The organism is Pectobacterium atrosepticum (assembly GCA_019056595.1).
GTDB classification, from domain to species: domain Bacteria; phylum Pseudomonadota; class Gammaproteobacteria; order Enterobacterales; family Enterobacteriaceae; genus Pectobacterium; species Pectobacterium atrosepticum.
This window is the reverse complement of record CP036163.1, coordinates 1,330,959-1,352,940: the sequence shown is the minus strand read 5'-3', so window position 1 is coordinate 1,352,940 and position 21,982 is coordinate 1,330,959. Positions and strand designations below refer to the sequence as shown.

Below are 21,982 nucleotides of genomic sequence, written 5' to 3'. Positions count from 1 at the left end.
ACCAGTGGCGATTACATTAAGCAGAGTGCGCCACGTCTGCCAGCGAAACATGTAAAGGCTGTGATCTTATGCACAAAAGTAACCCCCTGTTTGTGCAAACGGTTACACCATGCTGTTATATTGCGATTATGCACCAGCGTGCAGGTAAGCCTGGCCGGATACTGATACGTCTGTAGGGGCTGCCGAGCCATTTTGAGTCGATGACCATCAGGCCGTTGTGACTCAGCGCTTATATTCTTAAAAGCAAAATTATCAAGAGGTTACCGTTATGGCGTCGATCCAGTTGGATAAAGTGAGTAAGCATTTTGGCAAAACGATTACGCTTCACGATGTGAATCTAACAATTGCAGATGGAGAGTTCGCTGTTTTTGTTGGGCCGTCTGGCTGTGGTAAGTCGACGCTGTTGAGAATGATTGCCGGACTGGAAGATGTCACGGGCGGTGACATCATGATTGATGATGCGGTAGTGAATGATGTTGCCCCTGCGCATCGTGGTGTTGCCATGGTGTTCCAATCTTATGCGTTGTATCCGCACATGACCGTCGCCGAGAATATGGGCTACGGCCTGCGCGTTAACGGCGTCCCGAAAGACCAGATTAAGCACCAAATCGAGATGGTGGCGAAGACGCTGCAACTCTCTCAACTGTTGGAACGCAAGCCTAAAGAGCTGTCAGGTGGTCAGCGGCAGCGCGTGGCGATAGGGCGCGCTATCGTGCGTAACCCGAAAGTTTTCCTGTTTGATGAACCGCTGTCGAACCTTGATGCGGAGCTGCGTGTGGATATGCGGTTGCACATTGCCAAGCTGCATCAGGAATTGAAAACGACCATGGTTTATGTAACGCACGATCAGGTCGAGGCCATGACGCTGGCCGATAAAATCGTGGTGATGAATTACGGTAAAGTCGAGCAGGTTGGATCACCGATGGAGCTTTACTATCATCCGGTTAACCAGTTTGTTGCGGGGTTTATCGGCTCGCCAAAAATGAACTTCCTGCCTGCGCAGGTCATCAATTGGACACCGGATAGCCTGACGGTCAATGTCGCCGAACAGCTACAGCTTGAGCTGCCGGTTCGTACCAGTGAACTGAGTGTTGGCAGTACGATAACGCTGGGGCTGCGACCGGAACACGTTTCACCGGAAGGTGAGGGGATTCGTTTGTCATTTGGTTGTGAAGTCGTCGAGCGTTTAGGCAATAGCACCTACCTGTTCGGCCAATGCTGCGGCATTGATAATTTCAAACTTCTGCTGGCGGGCGACAGCGCCTTCAAACCCTATGAACACATCGAGGTTTTCTTCTCCCCCACTAACTGTCTGGTATTCAACGCCGATGGTTTGCGTATCAGCGCTTAGTTAAGCGACTGAATCGCTAAATTTAAATAGCAAAATCCCCCTACTAAACAGCGCCCTTAGCGGGCGCTGATCCCGCACTGATAAAATCATCTATTGCGACATATGCCGCTGTTCTGTGTGTTCCAAGCGTAAAAATTCGCGCTGAGGTGTACATGGCCGTTGGATGAGCGGCATGGACGCCGCGAAAGCCTGCGCCGTGCTGGGAGCACGTCGCAGGCGGTCCGAGCAGCGGACATGGACACCGAAGGAACCGCATAGCGGCGCGAATCACGCCGAAAAGCCAGTGGTCAAGGCGCTGCGGCGACTGAGCGCGCCTTGTCGGGCGTGTGACGATATCACAGAGAAATACGGTGTTTAACACGCACGAAACCGATACGCAGCACCAGCATAGAAGTAAGCATTCGTATAATAATCTATAACGGAAAAAGGCTCTCCGCAGAAAGCCTTTTGGGAAATACCCGACGGGAATGATGAGCCCGTCGAGCTGAGGGTTAGTGCTGTATTACCACCAGGCTTCCGCTTGGATACCGAAATTGACAGTATTGCTGCGGTCGTCGTTGAAGCGGTTTCTATTTTCATTCCCACCGTCGAGGTAAGAAACGAAGAAGCGCAGTTCTGGGCGTGTCAGCATAGGAATATCGGCGCTGAAAGCGTGTGCCAGCGTGTATTTCTGGCCGCTGTATTTGGTTTCTGTTCCGGCTTTCCAGCTGTCTTTTTTCTGGTATGTGCCCGCTTCCAAATAGGTTTTCTGGTTCTTGGTCCAGGCATATTGGCCGCGACCTACCGCAGACAATAATTCGGTGCTGTCGCGCCAGCGGCTGATTTCATCTGCTTTACCATAAGTCAGAACATGGCTGAGAGAGATATGATCGGTGATTGGCAGGTCACCAGCCTGAATGACGCGATAGCCTTTGGCGCTGTCATTAATGCTCCAGACGTCATACCAGCCACCGCCCTGATCGACCATGTTGTGCGCCAGACCTTTGTCGGCGTATTGCAGCACCAGTTTTTGGTTGGACTTTAGGCCGGAAAAGTAGTGGCTGAGTTCGCCGGTGATCATCATCGAGTTCTTAGGATCGAATTTTTGCCCTTCCGCGAGGAAAATGTTCTTCTGCGTATCTGCTTCATTTGGCATCGCGTAGGAGATACCGAACTCTGTCCACGCGCCGTCCCACGGTTTCCAGCCTGCATAGCGTGCGTCCAGATAGTTGATATTCAGATCATTGTAGGTATCTTCTCTGGAAGAACACTCCTGACTGTTCAGGCTATTGCCACAGTCGACGTCCATGTTTTCGGCATCGGCACGGATCCAGGCAAAAGAGAACGCACCTTCGCCCGCTTTGACGTTTTCGATCCCAGCGCCCGCACCGGAGATATTCCAGTATTTGGTATCGATGATGTGCAAGTCATGACGCTGATAATAGCGTTTCCCTGCCCAGACGGTGGCATCCGGTAGGCCAGGTACAAAGCCCTTCGCCTGAAGATTTAACTGGCGCAGCCCAAACTCGGCATCGTCATTTTTTGTGGTTTCATTATCGTTCGAGCTGTTAGAGAACATGGAAATCATGCTGTCGAAGTAAAACGTTTTCCCATTTTCGTTATACAACTGCTGCCCTAACTGGATTTCGCCGTAGGTGTCATCCTCGTTACCTAATCTTCCCACATAACTCTTATCGGCTGTCTGTTGTTTTCCGTGGTTTGAAACACCCACGCCAGAACGGAAGTATCCTGAAAAATCGACAGAATAAGAAGGGGTTGCCAGCATTGCCAAACTCAGGGCAATGGATGTCGTCAGCAGTTTTCTTTTCATAATATACCTTTCGCTTATTCGGGTAAGAATGTGGATGTTCCAAATAACATGACGTGAACGGAGGTAAAACGTTTCCACTCATGGCGAAGGATTATGGGGGAATAAAATGCGGCGTGACATGATTGCTCTCACAAAATGCAAAAGAGTTACACCAAAAATTACACTAAGTTAACGGTGCTATAGGCCACTTTCGGTTTATTTATTAACGTTAACCTGATGTTATTCGCTATCTAATGGTGTGTAACTGGTTACACATTTTGCTTGTGTGCCTCAAATGCAGCATAAAATTTTTTTATACCAGAATCGGAAACGTTACATAAAAGGTGTAATGCGATGCTGAATAGGAAATATTTCTGGAATAGAAGGAAAGCGTGTCTGCTGAAGGAAGAGAGGAAACAAGGTGTGTGAATTCAGGAACGCAATGGCGCCGCTGCCTGTTCTGACGCGGAATATCGCATCAGGCAAGCAGCATTGATGAAAGGCCGTTATTTCTTGCTGATAGGGGGGCTTACCGAATGACGGCGTACCAGCGTCGGGCTAAACATATTCGTGGTTTCGTTGAGTTGTTTACCGTGGGATAACGCGATAGCTAATTCTGCTGCCTGAATGGCCATGGCGGACACCGGGTAGTGTACGGTGGTCAGGCGAGGGCGGAGGTAGCGAGCGATCAATACGTCATCAAATCCTATCACCGACATATCTTGCGGTACGTTGATGCTGTTATCACTCAGGACGGAAAGTGCACCCGCCGCCATAGAGTCGTTGTAGCACACCACTGCCGTCATGTTGCCGCCCCGACTGAGGAGCTCCATCATGGCGGCTTCACCGCCTAGTTCATCTGGTGATGCGCGTGCAATGAGGCGTTCATCTCGTGCGATGCCGTGCTCTTGCAGCGCATCCATATAGCCTTGCAGGCGGTCGACGGAGTCGGAAATTTGGTGATTAGAACAGAGAAAACCGATCTTCTGATGGCCTTCCTGAATTAAATGACGTGTCGCCAGCCAGGAACCATAGCGGTCATCAAGCGCAACGCAGCGGTTTTCATAACCGGGCAAGGTGCGGTTGATGAGCACCATATCCGGAATATGGCTCATCAGCGCTGCCAATTCCTCATCTGAAAGCATTTTGGCGTGAACGATCAGTCCCGCGCAGCGGTGGCGAATCAACTGCTCAATAGCTTTCTTTTCCTGCTCAGCATTGTGGTAGCCGTTACCAATCAGCAAGAAATTGCCGGTTGCCTGTGCAATTTGTTCGACAGATTTGACCATCGTCCCAAAAAATGGATCGGATACATCCGCAACGACCAGCCCCATTGTCTCTGCACTTTGGTGTGCGAGCGCTCTGGCATTGGCGTTTGGATGATATCGCAGCTCCTCCATGGCTTTGTGTACGGCTTCCCTTGAGGCTGTACTGGCTTTGGGTGAGTTATTGATTACTCGCGAAACCGTAGCGACTGATACCCCTGATAGACGAGCAACATCCTTTATTGTGGCCATTGGCATTCCTGAACGGTCAAATGCGTGGTGAGGCGGACCGCAGCCTAACGCGCAAGTTAAAAGAAAAAATCGATTACTTATATTTATAAATGTACAGGTTTTTTGCGGATGTTACCTATCCGACCTCCTTTCCTTTTTGATCCAGACCGTACTTATGTGATCGCTATCAACAATCATCGGCCATTTCTCTCTTCCAAAATATCAATCTGAGGTTTAAATTTAGGGTAACCGATTACACTTATATGATAGCTAAACGATAGCTTCCTATCTTTATTCAGCATTATTACAGCTGTTTTATCCATGGCATATAGTGAAACTGATTACATTGATGGGTTTTTCTGGCTAGATGTACAGGTGTACCCAACGTCTCTTCCATCCCGCCGACGGGTTGTTAGCGCCACACCATTGGGGTTGTCGCCATCGCTGTACCGAATTCGTGTTTTGTATTGAGGAATAGCTTATGCAGTTTGAGCCAACTGAACATCCGCATCGCCGTTTTAACCCGCTGAAAGGCGAGTGGATTCTGGTTTCTCCACATCGGGCCAAGCGCCCCTGGCAAGGCCAGCAGGATGAACCCGATCGTGCCACACCACCGCCTTACGATCCGACTTGTTATCTATGCGCGGGCAACAAACGTATTACTGGCGATATCAACCCGCAGTATCAGAGTACGTTTGTTTTTACGAATGATTTTTCGGCACTGATGGAAGACACGCCGGATGCCCCGTCGGGTGATGATGAACTGTTCCGCGTGCAGCAAGCCCGTGGTGTCAGTCGTGTGATCTGTTTTTCTCCCGATCACAGTAAAAGCCTGCCACAGCTTTCGCTGTCAGCGCTGAAAGCTGTGATCGATACATGGAGCGAGCAAACCGCGGAGCTGGGCAAGCGCTATCCATGGGTGCAGGTATTTGAGAATAAAGGGACGATGATGGGGTGTTCTAATCCCCATCCACACGGGCAAGTTTGGGCAAATGATTTTCTGCCGAACGAAGTGCTGCGTGAAGATGAACAGCAGCGGGACTATTTTACTCGCCATGGCTCGCCGTTATTGCTGGACTACGTGCAGCGAGAGCAGGCTGACGGTGCGCGCATCGTAGTGGAAACCGAGCACTGGTTAGCGGTTGTTCCTTACTGGGCCTCGTGGCCGTTTGAAACGCTGGTACTGCCCAAATTCGCGGTGCAGCGATTACCACAGCTAAATGACGTTCAGCGTGACGATCTGGCTCTGATTCTGAAAAAGCTGACCAGCCGTTACGACAACCTGTTCCAGTGTTCATTCCCTTATTCGATGGGATGGCATGGTGCACCGTTTAAGGACGGGGACATCGCGCACTGGCAGTTGCATGCCCATTTTTATCCCCCGTTATTACGTTCCGCCAGCGTGCGCAAATTTATGGTCGGCTATGAAATGTTGGCCGAAGCACAGCGTGACCTGACGGCAGAGCAAGCCGCTGAACGCTTACGCAGCGTGAGTGATATCCATTTCCGTGAGCAAATTTGAGGTCATTTTATGAGCCGTATTGATTCTCTACGTCAGTTAACCGAGTCTGTTTTTGTCCGATTATTTGGCTATGCGCCGCACGCTGCGATTCAGGCACCCGGCCGGGTCAATCTGATTGGTGAGCACACCGATTATAACGATGGTTTTGTGTTGCCGTGTGCTATCGATTACCAGACGGTCGTCAGTGCGGCGGTGCGTCAGGATGGCATCGTGCGGGTAGTGGCAGTGGATTATGACAACCAGCAGGATGAGTTTGATCTTGCCAAAGCGATCGTGCCTCATTCTGAATACGTCTGGGCAAACTATATCCGTGGAACCGTGAAGTTTTTGCTGGCGCGCGGTCTACCCCTTAGCGGCATGGATATGGTTGTCTCCGGTAACGTGCCTTCCGGCGCTGGACTGAGTTCATCGGCTTCGCTGGAAGTGTCGATCGGGCAAACGTTTAAAGAACTGAATAACTTGGACATTAGCCAGTTGGACGTGGCGTTAAACGGCCAGCAGGCGGAAAACCATTTTGTCGGCTGTAGCTGCGGCATTATGGATCAGTTTATTTCCGCTCAGGGACGCGCGGGTCAGGCGATGTTGATCGACTGTCGCTCTCTGGAGGGACGTGCTGTGCGTATGCTTGACGGTGTCGACGTCCTCATCGTGAATTCCAATGTGCGCCGTGGATTGGTGGATAGCGAATACAACACGCGCCGCCAGCAGTGTGAAGCGGCTGCGCGTCACTTTAACGTCAAGGCGCTGCGTGATGTATCACTGTCGCAGTTTGAGGCGGGAATCGAGGGGCTGGATCCGGTAGCCGTTCGCCGTGCGCGACATGTTATTACCGAGAATCGCCGCACGCTGGAAGCAGCCGATGCGCTGGCTCGTCAGGATGCTCACCGCTTATTTACGCTGATGGCGGAATCGCATGTCTCCATGCGTGATGATTTTGAAATTACCGTGCCGCCGATCGATACGTTAGTGGATCTGATTCAGGATTATGTTGGAGAACGGGGCGGCGTGCGCATGACCGGCGGTGGTTTCGGTGGTTGTATTGTTGCCCTGATTCCTTCGGCGTTAACCGACGAAGTCAAACAGGTGATCGAGCGTGAATATCCGGCGCGTACCGGGCTTCAGCCGTCAATCTACCTGTGCCACGCATCAGACGGTGCTGGTCGCTTGAATTAAGTCTCGGCCGATAATAGCAAGCGAAAAGGGCTTTATGCGTAAAGCCCTTTTTACATTGATCCGGCTTAAGGCAACAGGAACACCGTTGCCAGCCCAAGGAAGATAAAGAAGCCGCCAGTGTCGGTGATTGCCGTAATCATCACGCTGGAACCGATGGCTGGGTCGCGGCCGAGTTTCATCATGACCAGTGGGATGGCGACCCCCATCAGCGCAGCGAGCAGTAAATTCAGCAGAATAGCCAACATCATCACGCCACCCATAGCGGGGTTGCCATAGAGCAGGAAGGTCACCACGCCCATAATCGTGCCCCATATCACCCCGTTTACCAGCGCAACGCCTAATTCTTTGAGCAGCAGATACGATTTTTTGCCGTGTTCAAGCTGATGCAGTGCCAGTGCGCGTACAATCATGGTGATTGTTTGGTTGCCGGTATTCCCACCGATACCCGCGACAATTGGCATAAGCGTCGCCAGTGCTACTAAATGGGATAACGTGTGCTCAAACAGGCCGATAACCCGCGAGGCAATGAGCGCGGTACAAAGGTTGACGGCTAGCCACGCCCAGCGATTGCGGAACGATTTATACACGGGCGCGTAGACATCTTCAGAAGGCGTTAATCCCCCTGAGCGTCGCAGGTTACTGTCGCTTGCCCGATTCACAACGTCGACGATATCTTCAATCGTCAGACGCCCCATGAGTTTCCCTTTGCTGTCTACCACGGCGCTGGAGATTAAATCGTAACGTTCAAAAGCCCCGGCGGCTTCTTCGACTTTATCTTCAGGCTGAAATCTCAACGGCTGAGCATCCATAACGTCAGTCACTAAAGCCTGAGGCGAGTGGAGCAAGATATTGGCCAGCGACAGCTCACCGATCAGCGTGTTTTTACGATCGGTTACGAACAGTTTGTCGGTGGAGTTGGGAATCTTTTTGCGGTAGCGCAGATAGCGCTGTACTGTCGCGAGCGTGACGTCGGCGCGCACGGTGATGAGTTTGAAATCCATCATGTGGCCGAGGCAGTCTTCATCATAATTAATGGCGGCACGTAGCTGCGCACGTTGCTTCGGCTCAAGTGAGGTCAGTATTCGGCCTAGCAGATGACGAGGGACGAGGCGAGAAAGTTGAGCCTGTTCATCCACATCCAGTACCCGAACTGCCCTCAGAATTTCCTTATCCTGCATATCACCGATCAGATCGTCGGAAATGCTGTCGGAGGCCTCAATCAACACGCGGCCACGTTTCGCTATCGGAATCAGCCGCCAGAGCGCCAGACGCTCATCCTGTGGTAACGATTCCAGCAAATCGGCCAGGTCGGCAGCATGTAAATCAATGATAAGTTGACTTATTTCTGCAGTTTGGTCGAGAAAAATACTCTTGTCGCGTAGCGTCGTTTTTTTGCTAGACGCTGTCTCGTCGTTTAGCCTCGCGTCGTCGCGTTCTGTTATACGCGGTTGCCGGTTGATAATGTCTTCAACCAGTTCTTTGTTTTCCAACAGCAGAAGGGAGATACGGCGCCGGAGGTTGGTAAGTTTTTTTACACTCGACATAACGTTTTGTGCTCGATCTGTTTTTTATCCGTGTTTGATTAAACGTAGCGCAAAATCAGTAGATTAAGAATAGGATTACCGGCGAATTGCAGTCTGAAAAAAGTATTGATGTCGTTCTTGCGTGTTTTTTATGGCGATTTTTACCTAACGCAAAACTAAATCGTTTGCTATTTAATATTTGGCGATATAGAGTCAATCTCAGAAACGTAACAGACACCCATGGCAGAGACGATGAACGACAACGCTTACAAACTGGATGGACAGCTGTGCTTTGCACTGTATTCAGCCAATCTGGCAATGAATAAGCTGTATCGCCGTTTGCTGTCTGAGTTGAATCTGACTTATCCCCAATATTTGGTCATGCTGATACTGTGGGAACGTGATGGGTTGACGGTATCTGAACTGGGTGAGCGGCTGTATCTGGATTCCGCCACGCTAACACCATTGCTCAAGCGGTTGCAAAGCGCAGGGTTAGTGGTGCGTAATCGGGGAACAGAAGATGAACGTCAGGTGCTGATCGGGTTAACCGAAGCTGGACGGGCACTTCAGCAACAGGCGCGAGCGATTCCTGAAAGCGTGTTTTGTGCGACGGAATGTCATCTTGAACAGTTACAGACGATCAAAAAAGATTTAGAGACGCTGCGTAAGAGCCTTATCGGGAATCTTTGACGATTTTAGTGGTTGCCTTGTGCACCGAGAAGAATGTTAGTTAGCATCTTGCTTTTAAGCAGTTTATTTTTGATTAATCGATTCATTTTCAATCAATTAAGTAGTGTGCGATTTGATTTTTCGCTATGTAAATAAAACCTGAGCAGTATCGCTATTGCCTTAGGCCATTTCCTAACAATCTGGAGTCACATTATGTCTATTGAAAAAGTATTATACGTTGCTCATGCCCAGGCTACCGGTGGTCGTGATGGTCGTGCGGTGTCTTCCGATAACGCGGTTGATATTAAATTGACAACCCCACGTGAATTGGGCGGCGCAGGCGGTGAGGGAACTAACCCAGAGCAGCTGTTTGCCGCTGGCTATTCTGCCTGTTTCCTCGGTGCGATGAAGTTTGTCGGTGCCCGTGACAAAATCGCTGTACCTGCTGATACCACGGTAAACGGTAGCGTAGGCATCGGTGCCATCCCAACAGGATTTGGTATTGAAGTTGAATTGAAAATTTCCCTGCCAGGCTTGGATCGCGCAGTGGCTGAAGATCTGGTGCAGAAAGCCCATATCGTTTGCCCATATTCTAATGCAACGCGTGGCAACATCGACGTGACCCTGACTGTCGTCTAAGTCCGGCGTGAAGTAAGCGTATTACCGATCGATGAAAACGGTGGCTGCGAAGATTCGCACTGCCGTTTTTTTATTTGTACGATATATCCTGAATGGGCAGTTGGTGCAGGCGTGAATAACGGGCACGAAAATACGAAGGTAATAAACCTTATGAGGAAAAAACGCATATCAAGGGCGGATTAGTTAAGTGCTACTCTTTCTGTTTGATGAGTACGCTGGTAGGAAGCAGTAATTGTTCAGCACGCTGCTGCTGTTTGTCTTGGTGATGACCAAACGCGGTGATGGTGGAGTAAGCAAAACGGCCTAAAAGAATGATGAAGCTGATGAGCAAAACGGCACTAGCTATCCGAGAGCCACTTCGTCGTGGGCGTATCGATAATCGCCGTTTGTGGGTAAGCGTGGACATTACCAGTTAATCCTCTGTGAAAGCGAACATTCGCTGTTGTTTATTTAGGCACAAGCAGTAGGCGAGGTCAATCTGCCGAAGTGAAAAAGATGATGGTTGATCCGGTTTTCGCACGTTCGGTGCAAGGGGAGTGGGATTAGGGACTCGCGCGAAGAGGAAAGGGTATGAGGTGGTGGCAAGGGTGCACCAAAAACCCGCTCAAAAACCAATAAGCGGGTTGTGTGGTGCAAGGGAATTACGCCGTGGTATTGACGTTACGCCCAATCGCCGGATTTGCTGGCAGAGGTGGTAATGCCTTCAAAATACCGGAAACGACAGCTTCTTGATTATCGATTGATTTTTTCACCATCATTGCACTCGCCTCGCTGCTGGTACGCATCGTACTGAGGTCGGCAGCGAATGATGCAATCTGTGATACATCCATTTTACTCTCCTTAATACTGAGTTGGATCCATATCCGGCATGGAAAGGAAGCGTACCTTTCCGCCGAAGTTGCATGATGATATTAGCAAAAACTCTTGCCAACCATCATTTTGGTATCGGCACCATCCCTGTAAACTTTACGCTAATCGCCCCTAACTGGCAGGCCCAATTGCACGTTTTTCCGCCGCTGGACCGTCCTGCGTAGGCTCGGATTATCCACGCAACGTTTTCAGCAATCAGGCTTTTTCTTCTTCAATCACCAGCTTCCAGCCGGTGACGTCCTGCCAATATTCCTGTTCGCGTTCCAAATCTAACTGTACGAGCGTGTTGTTGGTAAAGAAGTCGTGTGAGAACGTCAGCGTCCAATAATTGTCATCGGTATGTAGCTGTAGCGATTCCGGCGTTGTTGTTGCCTGACGCTGGTTGTTCAACAGCGTGGCAAGGCGCAGGAGTTGCACTAGTGGCAAATATTGTTTCTTTTTGAACAGATTTAGCCGTGGTAGTTCTTCCAGCTTGATAGCTTTACGGTGTAGCCGCACGATCATCGACAGCACAAGCTGCTGTTCCTGATTGAAGCCGGGCAGGTTGGTATTTTGCAGAATGTAGGCGGAATGGCGATGCATGCCACTATGATTAATGCCCAATCCGACCTCATGCAGCATGGAAGCCCAGTTTAAGATGGCCTCAAGCTGTGGGTGTACCAGACTAGGATTTTGCTCTGCCCATTGAGCATAAAGCTGTTGCGTGGTTTCTCGTACGCGTCGCGCTTGCTCACGGTCGATATTATAATGGGTCGCCAGGCTCTGCGCAGTACGGATACGAATATCCTGATGGCGGAAACGACCTTCCATTTCGTACAGCACGCCTTCGCGCAATGCACCATCAGACAGGCGTAACTCTTTGATCGCCAGCGCATCGAAAATGCCACAAAGGATAGCCAGACCTGGCACTAACACCGACTGACGGTCTTCGGACAGCCCCGGCAGGCTCAGCGCCTTGAAGTGCTTAAATTGCAAGATTTGCGTGCGTAACATTTCCAGCCGCTCGGGGGTAATCAGGCCGTCTTTTTCCCCCATTTCTACCAGAATTTCATGCGTGGCTTTGATCGTTCCTGACGCACCAAGGGCGAATTTCCAGCCATAGATACGGTATTCCCAGGACAGCGTCTCCAGTTTTTGTGCCGCAGCCAGTCGGGCGCGCTTGAAGTTGGCTTCGCTAATTTCACCATTTGGGAAAAACTGTTGTGCGAAGCTGACGCACCCCATACGACGGCTTTCTACCAGCATCGGCTCGAAATCTTCACCGATAACCAGCTCCGTAGAACCACCGCCGATATCGATGACCAGCTTGCGGCCTTTTTCCGGCTGCGTATGCTCCACACCCATAAAAATCAGGCGGGCTTCTTCATGGCCGGAAATGATCTCTATCGGATAGGGAATGATGTCCGCCGCGCGACGCAAAAATTCCTGCGCGTTCGCAGCCTGACGCAACGCGTGTGTTCCGACGATGGAGACGTTCATTGCCGGGAAACCCTGCAGACGTTCAGCAAACAGTGCCAGACAGCTTAGGCCACGTTGAATGGCTTCTTCACTAAGCATACTTTTGTTGTCTAGTCCGTCGGCCAGATGTACTCGCTGTTTTAAACGCCCCAACACTTGAAGCGCACCGTTTACCACGCGTGCGATCACCATGTGAAAACTATTGGAGCCCAGGTCGATAGCCGCGAATTCTTGCGGTTTCATCTCGATTTCTTCATTGTTCGTTAACGGCATTATTCAGGCTTATCTCCAGGTTGCTCCAACGCCTTGATGTAGTCGTAAATGGCATTTTGCGCGCGTACTTTACGCTTGTTACCGCGTGATACATAGCGGTTGCTCGACTCTTTATCAATGACACGGGCTTTCACCGTATCGCTGAACAGAATATCCAGCGTTTCCAGTACGCGGTTTTTCAAAATGGGATCAAGGATTTCCACTGCGACTTCAATGCGATAATCAATGTTACGTGTCATCCAGTCTGCGGAGGAGAGGTAGACTTTTTTGTCCCCGCCGTTGTTGAAGACATACACCCGATCGTGTTCCAGATAGCGGTCAAGAATACTGATGACCTGAATATTTTCACTGATCCCCGGCAGATTGGGGATCAGTGAACACATACCGCGTACCAGCAGATTAATTTTCACGCCTGCCGAGGAAGCCTGATACAGCTTTTCCGCCAGCCCTTTATCCACCAGATTATTTACCTTAAGCGTAATGCCTGCATCACGATTAGCCAGCGCGTTTTCGATCTCGGTATCGATCAGTTGGTAAAGCTTGTCGCGGGAGTTTTGCGGAGACACCAGCAGGTGCTCGAAACTGACCGGACGGTAGGGGTTTTCAATGAAGTTGAAGACGCGACGGACTTCGTTGGTAATGCGTTCGTCGGCGGTCAGCAGCGAATAGTCGGTATACAGACGGGCCGTTTTTTCGTTGAAGTTACCGGTGCCGATGTGCGCGTAACGCACGATGTTTTCTCCCTCACGGCGGGAGATTAGGAACAGCTTGGCGTGAATTTTCAATCCGGGCACCGAGAAAATTACGTGCACGCCAGCCTCGGTTAGACGCTTGGCCCAGTGAATATTCGCTTCTTCGTCAAAGCGCGCCTGTAACTCTACGACTACCGTGACTTTCTTGCCATTGTGCGCCGCATGAATCATTGAGGTAATGATGCGGGAATCCTTGGCGACGCGGTAAATATTGATTTTGATGGACAGTACATTGGGGTCAAAAGACGCTTGTCGCAGCAACTCCAATACATGCTCGAAGGTGTGATACGGGTAATAGAGTAGAACGTCGCGCTCACGAATCGCATCAAACCCATTGCGAAACCGGTTGAACCCAGTGTGCCGCAGACGGGGCAAGGATTTGTTGACCAGATTGGCGCGTCCGACGTTCGGGAAAGAAATAAAGTCTTTGAAATTATGGTAACGCCCGCCGGGGATGACGGAGTCAAAGGAAGAGATCCCCAGTTTTTCTTGTAGCATCTTGACCATGGCGTCTGGCATATCGCGCTGATACACGAACCTTACCGGCTCGGCGGTTAGGCGCTGCTTAAGGCTAGAGGACATCAGCTCCAACAGGCTAGATTCCATTTCCGTGACCAGATCGTATTCCGCATCGCGTGTCATCTTCATGGAATACGCGTTCAGTGCATCATAATCAAAGAAGCCCTTGAAGATATCATCCAGACAGTAACGCAGGATGTTATCGATGAGGATCATGGTCTTACGACGGCGTGGCGCTTCTGCCGGCAAGTTGACGAAGCGTGGTATTTTATCCGAAGGAATTTCCAACAAGGCGTAACTGATCTCATTGCCACGAATAATTTCGACGGCAAGATAGGTGTAGTTATCCTTAAGGAACTCCACCAAATTGGTCTCGTTAAAGATGAGTATTGGCGTAATGTGCGGGCGCAGATATTGCCGGAAGTATTCCCTCAGCCACTCTTGCTGATTAGGGGAAACCTGACGCTCATTGACCAAAAAAATCTGGTTACGCGCCATCTCCAGCAGCAGTTCGTTGTACAAGCTGTCAAAGAGTTGATCGGTTTTTAGTACGCGAGCCTGAATTCTGCCTAAAAGATGTCGCAGATTGCCGTCGAGACCTTGTTCTTCGTTAATCAGAATGCGTCTCTTCAAATCGGCAAAACGGACTTTATAAAATTCATCAAGGTTGCTGGAGTAAATCCCAAGAAAGCGCATGCGTTCGATTAACGGATTGCTTTTATCTGCTGCTTCCTGAAGTACTCGTTCATTAAAGGATAACCAACTTAATTCTTTCTCTATGTAGAGTTTGTCCTGACCCATTGTCACTCCGCTCAACTCATGTACTGAAGGTTCATCCAATATTCATACCCTTCCGTTGTTGAGATAGGGTACAACAACATTATGGCGTGTTGATGACGATAAAATCTAATTCATAGACAGACTTACCATTGTCATATTATGGGCGTAAAGGCAACATATGCTACCCGCAATACGTTAACAACACGACTCTGGCGGCTTCACTTTAACGGCGAGAACAATGGTAAAAACAGTCAACACATCACAGTATCGAGATCGTCGACGAGCGTGGGTCGATCGATTGACTCACCGCATTGTTGCGGGCAGCGGGCTGCTGGTACTCGCTATGCTGTTGTTAATTTTCTTTTATCTGCTGTATGTCGTGACGCCACTGTTCCTTTCTCCTACCGTTAACGGGCAAAAAACGGTTCAGCGCCACAGTGCAGAACCGTCGCTGGCGCTGGGCCTCAGCGACAATGGGCAAATCGGGTTTCGCATCGATGCCCAAGGCTATGGTGAGTTTATTCCGTTTGTGGAAAATCAGCCCATGTCGCGTATTCAACTGGTTCCCGCGCTGAGTTTACTGGCACAAAGTCAGGGTGAGCGGCAGGTTTATGCCTTGAGCCAGCCTGACGGCCGCCTGCTTTTCGTTCAGCCTAAGCTGTCGCGTACGGAAAACCGTCCTCCTGTCTGGGATTATCCGCTGGGTGAGCAGGCGTATTCGCTTGGGCTACCTGCGCAGCCGTTGCGCCATTTAGCGATAGCATCCGTGAGCGAAAAACGTATCGTTGTGGCTGCGATTGGGCAAGAAAATGCTTTGATTGTTGCCGATGTTGATGAAAGCGGCGTGCGGCAACGGGCTGTGATTACGCTTCCGACGGGTACGATTAACCAACTGCTGCTGACCCCAGACGGGCAGCAAGTGTATTTGCTCAGCGGCAATACCTTAATGTTGTGGCAGGTGGGCGCAAGCGCCTTGACGCTGCGGGAAGAGCGGCAATTGCAACTGGCAGAACCTCTGCATCTGGCGTTGTTGTCCGGTGGGCGATCGTTGTTGGTGCAGGCCGCTGACGGGCGTATTAGCCAATGGTTTGAGGTCCCGAGCGAAAAGGGTGCCAGGCTGACGGAAACGCGTCAGTTTCCGCACGTCGCGGGGGAATCTGTATTGCTGGCAACGGAGGCGCAGCGGCGGGTGTTCGCCACGTTGAACGCACAGGGTGAACTGTCGCTGTTTGCTAGCAAGCAGTCGCATGCGCTGCTGACGCAAACATTACCCGCTCATGCGCTGGGGCTGGCATTTTCACCGCGTGGTTCTGCCATGCTGGTTGAAACCGCGCAAGGTTTGCATCGTTATCAGGTTGATAACCCCTATCCCGACATTGGTTGGCGCGGGTTGTGGCAAAAGCTGTGGTATGAGAACTACCCAGAGCCTGCTTATATCTGGCAATCTACGTCGGCGGATGACAGCTATCAGGCCAAATTCAGCATGATGCCGCTGATGCTGGGCACGATGAAAGCCGCGATTTACGCCATGTTGTTTGCCACGCCGCTGGCGCTGTCTGCCGCGATTTATACCGCCTGCTTTATGTCGCCGACGCTGCGACGCTGGATTAAACCTACGTTGGAGATCATGGGCGCGCTGCCGACTGTCGTTGTCGGCCTGATTGCGGCCATCTGGCTGGCACCGCATTTTGCGACGTATCTATCCGCTATTCTGGTCATGCCGATTTTATGGATGCTGGCTGTGATCGGCTGCGGCTGGCTGATTGAATGCCTGCCGACGCGCTGGCGCGTCAGTTTCCCTGTCGGTTGGGATGCGCTATTCCTTATTCCTGCTATTTTGCTGACATTCGTGGCGGGTTGTTGGATTGCCCCGCTTATCGAAATAGCGGTGTTGGGCCAGCCGCTGTACCAGTGGTTGGGCGATGATTTCGTGCAACGCAATACGCTGGTGGCGGGTGTCGCTCTCGGTTTTGCGCTGATTCCGCTGATTTTTTCGCTGGCGGAAGATGCTCTGTTCAGTGTGCCAACTCGCTTAAGTCAGGGATCGCTGGCGCTGGGGGCGACGGCGTGGCAAACCTTGTGGCGTGTCGTACTGCCGTCTGCTAGCGCCGGGATTTTCGCCGCGCTGATGCTGAGTTTCGGCCGCGCCGTGGGGGAAACCATGATTGTGCTCATGGCGACGGGTAATACGCCGATTATGGATGAGGGTCTGCTTCAGGGCTTGCGTTCGCTGGCGGCGAATATCGCCATTGAAATGCCGGAAGCGGTAACGAACAGCGGCCACTATCGGGTGCTGTTTTTAACGGCGTTAACGCTGTTTGTTTTCACATTCATCGTGAATACGCTGGCTGAAACTATCCGGCAGCGCTTACGCCAACGCTACCGTGATGAAGGAGAAAATGCGTGAAGCGCTGGTTCCGTTCGGGAAGGCCCTGGGTGTGGCTGACGGCATCGTCAATTTCTATTAGCCTGCTGGCAATGCTGACAATTATCGTGCTGCTGGCTGGGCAGGGAATGCGCTATCTCTGGCCGCAGCCCGTCTGGCTGCTGACGCTACAGACTGAACCGGGTATGCAACGTGCACTGGTGGGAGAAATTTATGCAGAGCAGACGCTTTCGCCTCAGCAACTGGAACAGGCCGGTTTAACCTCGCCGTCTAGGGAGTCTGAAACACGCTATTTGATCAAAATTGGCCAACGTGAAATCTACGGGCAGAGCTTTCGCTCCCTGCTGTCGCGCGATATAGCCCGTTTTGATCAGCCCGCCGACATTCTGGTGTTGAAGCGGACGAACAATGGTACGGCCTATGGCTATTTGGCTGGAATGCTGGAAGGTGAGCAGCCGCTGGTAGCGACGGATCTACCTGCAACCTTACAGCACCGCGTCGAGCAGGTGCAGGGATTGCTGGCGAAGACGCAGGCCATCCGCATGGGTGAGATGGCGAAGATCAACCAGCAGTTTGAGACGCTGCGGTTGGAAGAAAAAAAGCGGCAGCAAACCAAAACGCTTGATAATCAGGCGCTGGCGCGTCTTCAGGCTGAGCGTACTGAACTGCAACGCCGTTTCGATGAGCTGTTACGTCAGTTAACTGCACTCAATCTGGACATTAATCGCGATACCGTGCAGCTACGGGATGCGAACGGCAGTGTCCATCTTATCCCGCTCAGGGACATTGAACAGGCCTGGTATCCGAATGCGATGAACCTGTGGGATAAAGTCAGCCACTGGGGCGAGCAGGCGAAATACATGCTGGTGCACTATTCGCCGGACAGCAACAGTGCGGGTCATCTTTTTCCTGCCATTTTTGGCACAGTACTGATGGTGGTGCTGATGTCCATCGTAGTGATGCCGCTGGGAGTGATCGCTGCGGTTTATCTGCATGAATACGCGGGGAAAAACAGTTTAACGCGTTGGGTGCGAATTGCTGTAGTCAACCTGGCTGGGGTACCATCGATTGTTTACGGCGTGTTTGGGTTAGGCTTTTTTGTTTATCTCATCGGTGGCACGCTGGATCAGTTGTTCTATTCTGAAGCGTTGCCGAACCCGACGTTTGGTACGCCGGGGCTGCTGTGGGCGTCACTGACGCTGGCATTGCTGACGCTGCCGGTGGTGATTGTGGCGACGGAAGAAGGGTTGTCACGCATCCCGATGTCCGTTCGTCAGGGTTCACTGGCGCTGGGAGCCACCAAAGCCGAAACGCTGTGGCATGTCGTGTTACCAATGGCAATTCCCGCGATGATGACGGGCCTGATCCTCGCCGTTGCGCGTGCCGCAGGGGAAACTGCGCCGCTAATGTTGGTCGGTGTGGTGAAGTCGGTGCCAGTCTTACCGGTTGATGACATTTTTCCTTATCTGCATCTTGAGCGAAAATTTATGCATCTGGGATTCCAAATCTACGATCTGGCGTTCCAAAGCCCGGATGTGGAAGCCGCAAGGCCGTTGGTGTACATCACCGCGCTGCTACTGGTGTTGATTGTGGTCGGGTTAAACCTTGCGGCGATTGGGATCCGCCATGTTCTGCGTGAGAAATATCGTTCGTTATCACTCTGAAAGTAGGATGAAGTTATGGGATTTATGACACAAAAGGAGATGGCACCGCTGCCTGATGTTCATCAACTGAGTGATGAACAGACGACGTTAACCGTGGAACATCTGAATCTGTACTATGGTAATAAACAGGCATTGAACGATATTTCGATTCGTATTCCGAAGAATCAGGTCACGGCGCTGATCGGCCCATCGGGCTGTGGAAAATCCACCCTGTTACGCTGCTTTAACCGCATGAACGATCTGGTGGATGACTGCCGTACTGAAGGCGATATCAGACTGAACGGTATGCCCATTAACGACCCGCAGTTGGATGTTGCTGTGTTACGTCGTCGGATTGGTATGGTTTTTCAACGCCCGAATCCATTTCCCAAGTCGATTTATGAAAATGTGATTTATGGCCTGAGATTGCAGGGGCTGCGCGATCGTCGCTTACTGGATGATGCCGTTGAGCGTGCGCTGCGGGCGGCGGCGCTGTGGCATGAGGTAAAAGATCGGCTGAGTGACAATGCGCTCACGCTATCTAGCGGACAGCAGCAGCGTTTGGTGATCGCTCGGGCGATCGCCATTGAGCCAGAAGTGCTACTGTTGGACGAACCGACCTCTGCGCTCGATCCGATTTCGACGCTGATTGTTGAGGAACTGATGGGAACGCTAAAGCAGCACTTTACGCTGGTGTTGGTGACGCACAATATGCAGCAGGCGGCTCGTGTGTCGGATTACACCGCGTTTATCAATCAAGGTAAATTAATTGAGTACAACCGCACGGACGATCTGTTTACCTCTCCGACTCAGCGGCGTACAGAGGACTATATCACTGGGCGATTTGGGTGAGTTTTCATCAATCCATCGTATTAAATGACCTAAAAAAATTATGGATACCGTTCATCAATTATCCGTACCATTTGAAAAATTGATGATAAAATGCGCGCAAGTTTTTGACTCTGGCAAGTGGCGGGTAAGATGAAATTCAGTACCATGAACGAAGGCGACATTATTACCGAGCTGTGCCGGAGAATAAAAGACTCCAGAATTCAGCAACGTTTATCGCAGGTCGATCTTGCCGAACTGGCGGGACTGGGGATTGCGACGATCAAGCGTGCTGAAATGGGCGAATCCATTACGCTCAGTAGCCTGCTCTCTATTTTGCGTGGGTTGAACCGTCTGCATCAGATTGAGGGTGTGCTCTTCGACGCTGAAGTAGAGTCCTTCCATGCGCAGATCAGCGGTGAGAAAAAACAGACGCCGCTGCGTATCAGAAAGAAAGCCGCAACGTTTCCTGCCCAAGCGCTCACCAAACATGAAAATATCAAGAAGCCGGCTAACAGTACCGTTGACTGGTACATCGCGGCGGCTGAAAACAATATTGTCTGGTCGCTGCCTGAAAGCGATAAAAAATAAAGGGCTAATGCTAAATCACTCGCATTAACCCCCGATTGTCGCGTTAATCAGCCAGACATTTAACGCGACAGAATCAGTTTTTCATCCGCCATTGATCCCCTAAATAATTCGAGTTGCGTGAAGGCGGCAACCGCGCGAATCCCCAGGAGCTTACACAAGTAAGTGACTGGGGTGAGTAACGGCAGCCAACGCACAAGCAGCTTGAAGTATGACGGGGATATTATTCGCACAGAACCACTTTGATGGCCAACCCCCCGCGAGACGTTTCTCGGTACTTGGCATTCATGTCTTTGCCGGTTTCATACATGGTTTCAATGACCTTATCCAGCGATACGCGTGGCTCGCTGGTACGGCGCATTGCCATTCTTGCTGCGTTGATCGCCTTCACGGAGGCGATAGCGTTACGTTCAATACACGGCACCTGAACCTGACCCGCTACCGGATCGCACGTCAGCCCGAGATTATGCTCCATGCCAATTTCTGCGGCGATGCACACTTGTTCAGGGTTGGCACCCAGTAACTCAGCTAGACCAGCAGCGGCCATCGAACAGGCAACGCCGACTTCCCCCTGGCAGCCAACTTCGGCACCGGAAATAGAGGCGTTCATTTTGTAAAGTATGCCGACAGCACCGGATGCCAGAAAGTAGCGCAGATACGCTTCTGGGGTAACGGGTTGAACGTAGCGATCGTAATAGGCCAATACGGCGGGAATAATGCCGCACGCGCCGTTAGTCGGCGCTGTGACGACACGCCCGCCCGCTGCATTTTCTTCCGATACGGCCATCGCGAACATGTTAATCCAGTCCATGGCATCCATCGGGTCATTAGAAAAACGATCGTTGATGAACAGCAAGCGATGCAGCGCTGACGCACGGCGCGGAACACGTAATGGGCCGGGCAACACCCCTTCAGTATTCATGCCGCGATGCATGCAGTCCTGCATGGTCTTCCACACGTCGGCAAAATAGAGCTCAAGCGCTTCTCGTCCATGCATCGCGATCTCGTTTTTCAGGACGATGGCGGATAAAGACAAGCAGTGATCGTGACAATGTTGCAGCAACTTCTGGGCAGAAAAGAATGGGTAGGGCGCGCTTTCGTCTGCCAAATTGGGTTTGCCGAAATTTTCCTGATCGACGACGAATCCGCCCCCGATGGAGTAATACGTTTTGCTATAGACCAGCTCTTGTTGGTTGTAGGCGCGAATAGTCATGCCGTTTTCATGCAGCGGCAGGTTTTCCGGTTGGAAACGCAGGGAAGATTCCAGCGGGAAGCTGACCTCATACTGGCCGTTGAGTATCGGTAACCGTTGGGTGTCTTTCACCTGTTGAATAAAGGCCGGAATACTATCGATGTTTACGCTATCTGGCAGGTTACCCGCGAGCCCCATAATGATGGCGATATCGGTGTGGTGCCCTTTTCCCGTTAGAGAGAGCGAACCGTAAATATCAACGACGATACGCGTCACCGATGAGATAAAGGAGAGGTTCACCAGATCGTCAGTGAACATTTTACCCGCTTTCATCGGGCCGACGGTATGGGAACTGGACGGGCCGATACCGATTTTGAAGATATCAAATACGCTGACCATAGCGATTTCCTTGAAAAAAAACGCCGGATACCCGTCATACTTCAAGCCGCATGTGCGTTGGCTTCCTTCACTCACCCCAGTCACTTACTTGAGTAAGCTCCTGGGGATTCGTGTCGTTGCCGCCTGCCTGCA

Annotated in this window: 17 protein-coding genes; 9 read left to right on the top strand and 8 right to left on the bottom strand. The window is 51.2% G+C overall.

The features are described 5' to 3' along the window. The first annotated feature begins 268 nt into the window (after positions 1-268). Entirely contained in the window at positions 269-1,351 is a 1,083-nt protein-coding gene (ugpC, locus tag DCX48_06770) for a sn-glycerol-3-phosphate ABC transporter ATP-binding protein UgpC (GenBank protein QXE14242.1), read from the top strand. Positions 1,352-1,853: 502 nt separating this feature from the next. Here ugpC and DCX48_06765 read toward each other — a convergent pair. Continuing rightward, positions 1,854-3,161, bottom strand: coding sequence for a maltoporin (locus DCX48_06765; GenBank protein ID QXE14241.1), 1,308 nt, complete (start codon positions 3,159-3,161; stop codon positions 1,854-1,856). Between the two features lie 485 nt (positions 3,162-3,646). Beyond that, on the bottom strand, positions 3,647-4,657 hold the full coding sequence (gene galR / locus DCX48_06760; protein QXE14240.1) for an HTH-type transcriptional regulator GalR: 1,011 nt from the start codon (positions 4,655-4,657) through the stop codon (positions 3,647-3,649). Between the two features lie 460 nt (positions 4,658-5,117). On the opposite strand from galR, the gene galT reads away from it, so the two are divergent. Both galT and DCX48_06750 read left to right on the top strand, forming a co-directional pair. Next, on the top strand, positions 5,118-6,158 hold the full coding sequence (gene galT, locus DCX48_06755) for a galactose-1-phosphate uridylyltransferase (protein ID QXE14239.1): 1,041 nt from the start codon (positions 5,118-5,120) through the stop codon (positions 6,156-6,158). Positions 6,159-6,167: 9 nt separating this feature from the next. After that, positions 6,168-7,331 (top strand): galactokinase, encoded by a 1,164-nt coding sequence (locus tag DCX48_06750; GenBank protein QXE14238.1) that lies wholly within the window; start codon positions 6,168-6,170, stop codon positions 7,329-7,331. A 65-nt stretch (positions 7,332-7,396) separates the two neighbouring features. Here the strand turns inward: DCX48_06750 and mgtE are convergent, their stop codons facing one another. Further along, the gene (gene mgtE / locus DCX48_06745) at positions 7,397-8,875 is read right to left on the bottom strand and encodes a magnesium transporter (GenBank protein QXE14237.1); all 1,479 of its coding nucleotides are present in this window, start codon (positions 8,873-8,875) and stop codon (positions 7,397-7,399) included. A 219-nt stretch (positions 8,876-9,094) separates the two neighbouring features. On the opposite strand from mgtE, the gene DCX48_06740 reads away from it, so the two are divergent. Then, positions 9,095-9,544, top strand: coding sequence for a MarR family transcriptional regulator (locus DCX48_06740; protein QXE14236.1), 450 nt, complete (start codon positions 9,095-9,097; stop codon positions 9,542-9,544). Between the two features lie 192 nt (positions 9,545-9,736). Next, positions 9,737-10,162, top strand: coding sequence for an organic hydroperoxide resistance protein (locus DCX48_06735; protein QXE14235.1), 426 nt, complete (start codon positions 9,737-9,739; stop codon positions 10,160-10,162). A gap of 190 nt (positions 10,163-10,352) precedes the next feature. Here DCX48_06735 and DCX48_06730 read toward each other — a convergent pair whose 3' ends face one another. The 4 genes from DCX48_06730 to ppk1 form a co-directional block, all read right to left on the bottom strand. Continuing rightward, positions 10,353-10,568: a DUF2633 family protein gene (locus DCX48_06730; GenBank protein QXE14234.1), complete on the bottom strand. Its 216-nt coding sequence runs from the start codon at positions 10,566-10,568 to the stop codon at positions 10,353-10,355. 235 nt (positions 10,569-10,803) lie between these two features. Then, positions 10,804-10,992, bottom strand: coding sequence for a putative motility protein (locus DCX48_06725; protein ID QXE14233.1), 189 nt, complete (start codon positions 10,990-10,992; stop codon positions 10,804-10,806). Between the two features lie 235 nt (positions 10,993-11,227). Continuing rightward, complete coding sequence (gene ppx / locus DCX48_06720) at positions 11,228-12,763, bottom strand: exopolyphosphatase (GenBank protein QXE14232.1); 1,536 nt, start codon at positions 12,761-12,763, stop codon at positions 11,228-11,230. Then, positions 12,763-14,835, bottom strand: a complete 2,073-nt coding sequence (gene ppk1 / locus DCX48_06715) for a polyphosphate kinase 1 (protein QXE14231.1) — start codon at positions 14,833-14,835, stop codon at positions 12,763-12,765. Before ppk1 ends, ppx begins: the two co-directional genes overlap by 1 nt. A gap of 217 nt (positions 14,836-15,052) precedes the next feature. On the opposite strand from ppk1, the gene DCX48_06710 reads away from it, so the two are divergent. The 4 genes from DCX48_06710 to DCX48_06695 all read left to right on the top strand — a co-directional run bounded on the left by DCX48_06710 (position 15,053) and on the right by DCX48_06695 (position 20,262). Next, entirely contained in the window at positions 15,053-17,221 is a 2,169-nt protein-coding gene (locus DCX48_06710) for an ABC transporter permease subunit (protein ID QXE14230.1), read from the top strand. Next, on the top strand, positions 17,218-18,864 hold the full coding sequence (gene pstA, locus DCX48_06705) for a phosphate ABC transporter permease PstA (GenBank protein ID QXE14229.1): 1,647 nt from the start codon (positions 17,218-17,220) through the stop codon (positions 18,862-18,864). The genes DCX48_06710 and pstA overlap by 4 nt, the downstream gene beginning before the upstream one ends. Positions 18,865-18,879: 15 nt before the next feature. Beyond that, on the top strand, positions 18,880-19,695 hold the full coding sequence (gene pstB, locus DCX48_06700) for a phosphate ABC transporter ATP-binding protein (GenBank protein ID QXE14228.1): 816 nt from the start codon (positions 18,880-18,882) through the stop codon (positions 19,693-19,695). 129 nt (positions 19,696-19,824) lie between these two features. Further along, the gene (locus DCX48_06695) at positions 19,825-20,262 is read left to right on the top strand and encodes a helix-turn-helix domain-containing protein (GenBank protein QXE14227.1); all 438 of its coding nucleotides are present in this window, start codon (positions 19,825-19,827) and stop codon (positions 20,260-20,262) included. A 220-nt stretch (positions 20,263-20,482) separates the two neighbouring features. On the opposite strand, the gene DCX48_06690 is transcribed toward DCX48_06695, so the two are convergent. Next, complete coding sequence (locus DCX48_06690) at positions 20,483-21,850, bottom strand: L-serine ammonia-lyase (GenBank protein QXE14226.1); 1,368 nt, start codon at positions 21,848-21,850, stop codon at positions 20,483-20,485. Positions 21,851-21,982 lie beyond the last annotated feature (132 nt).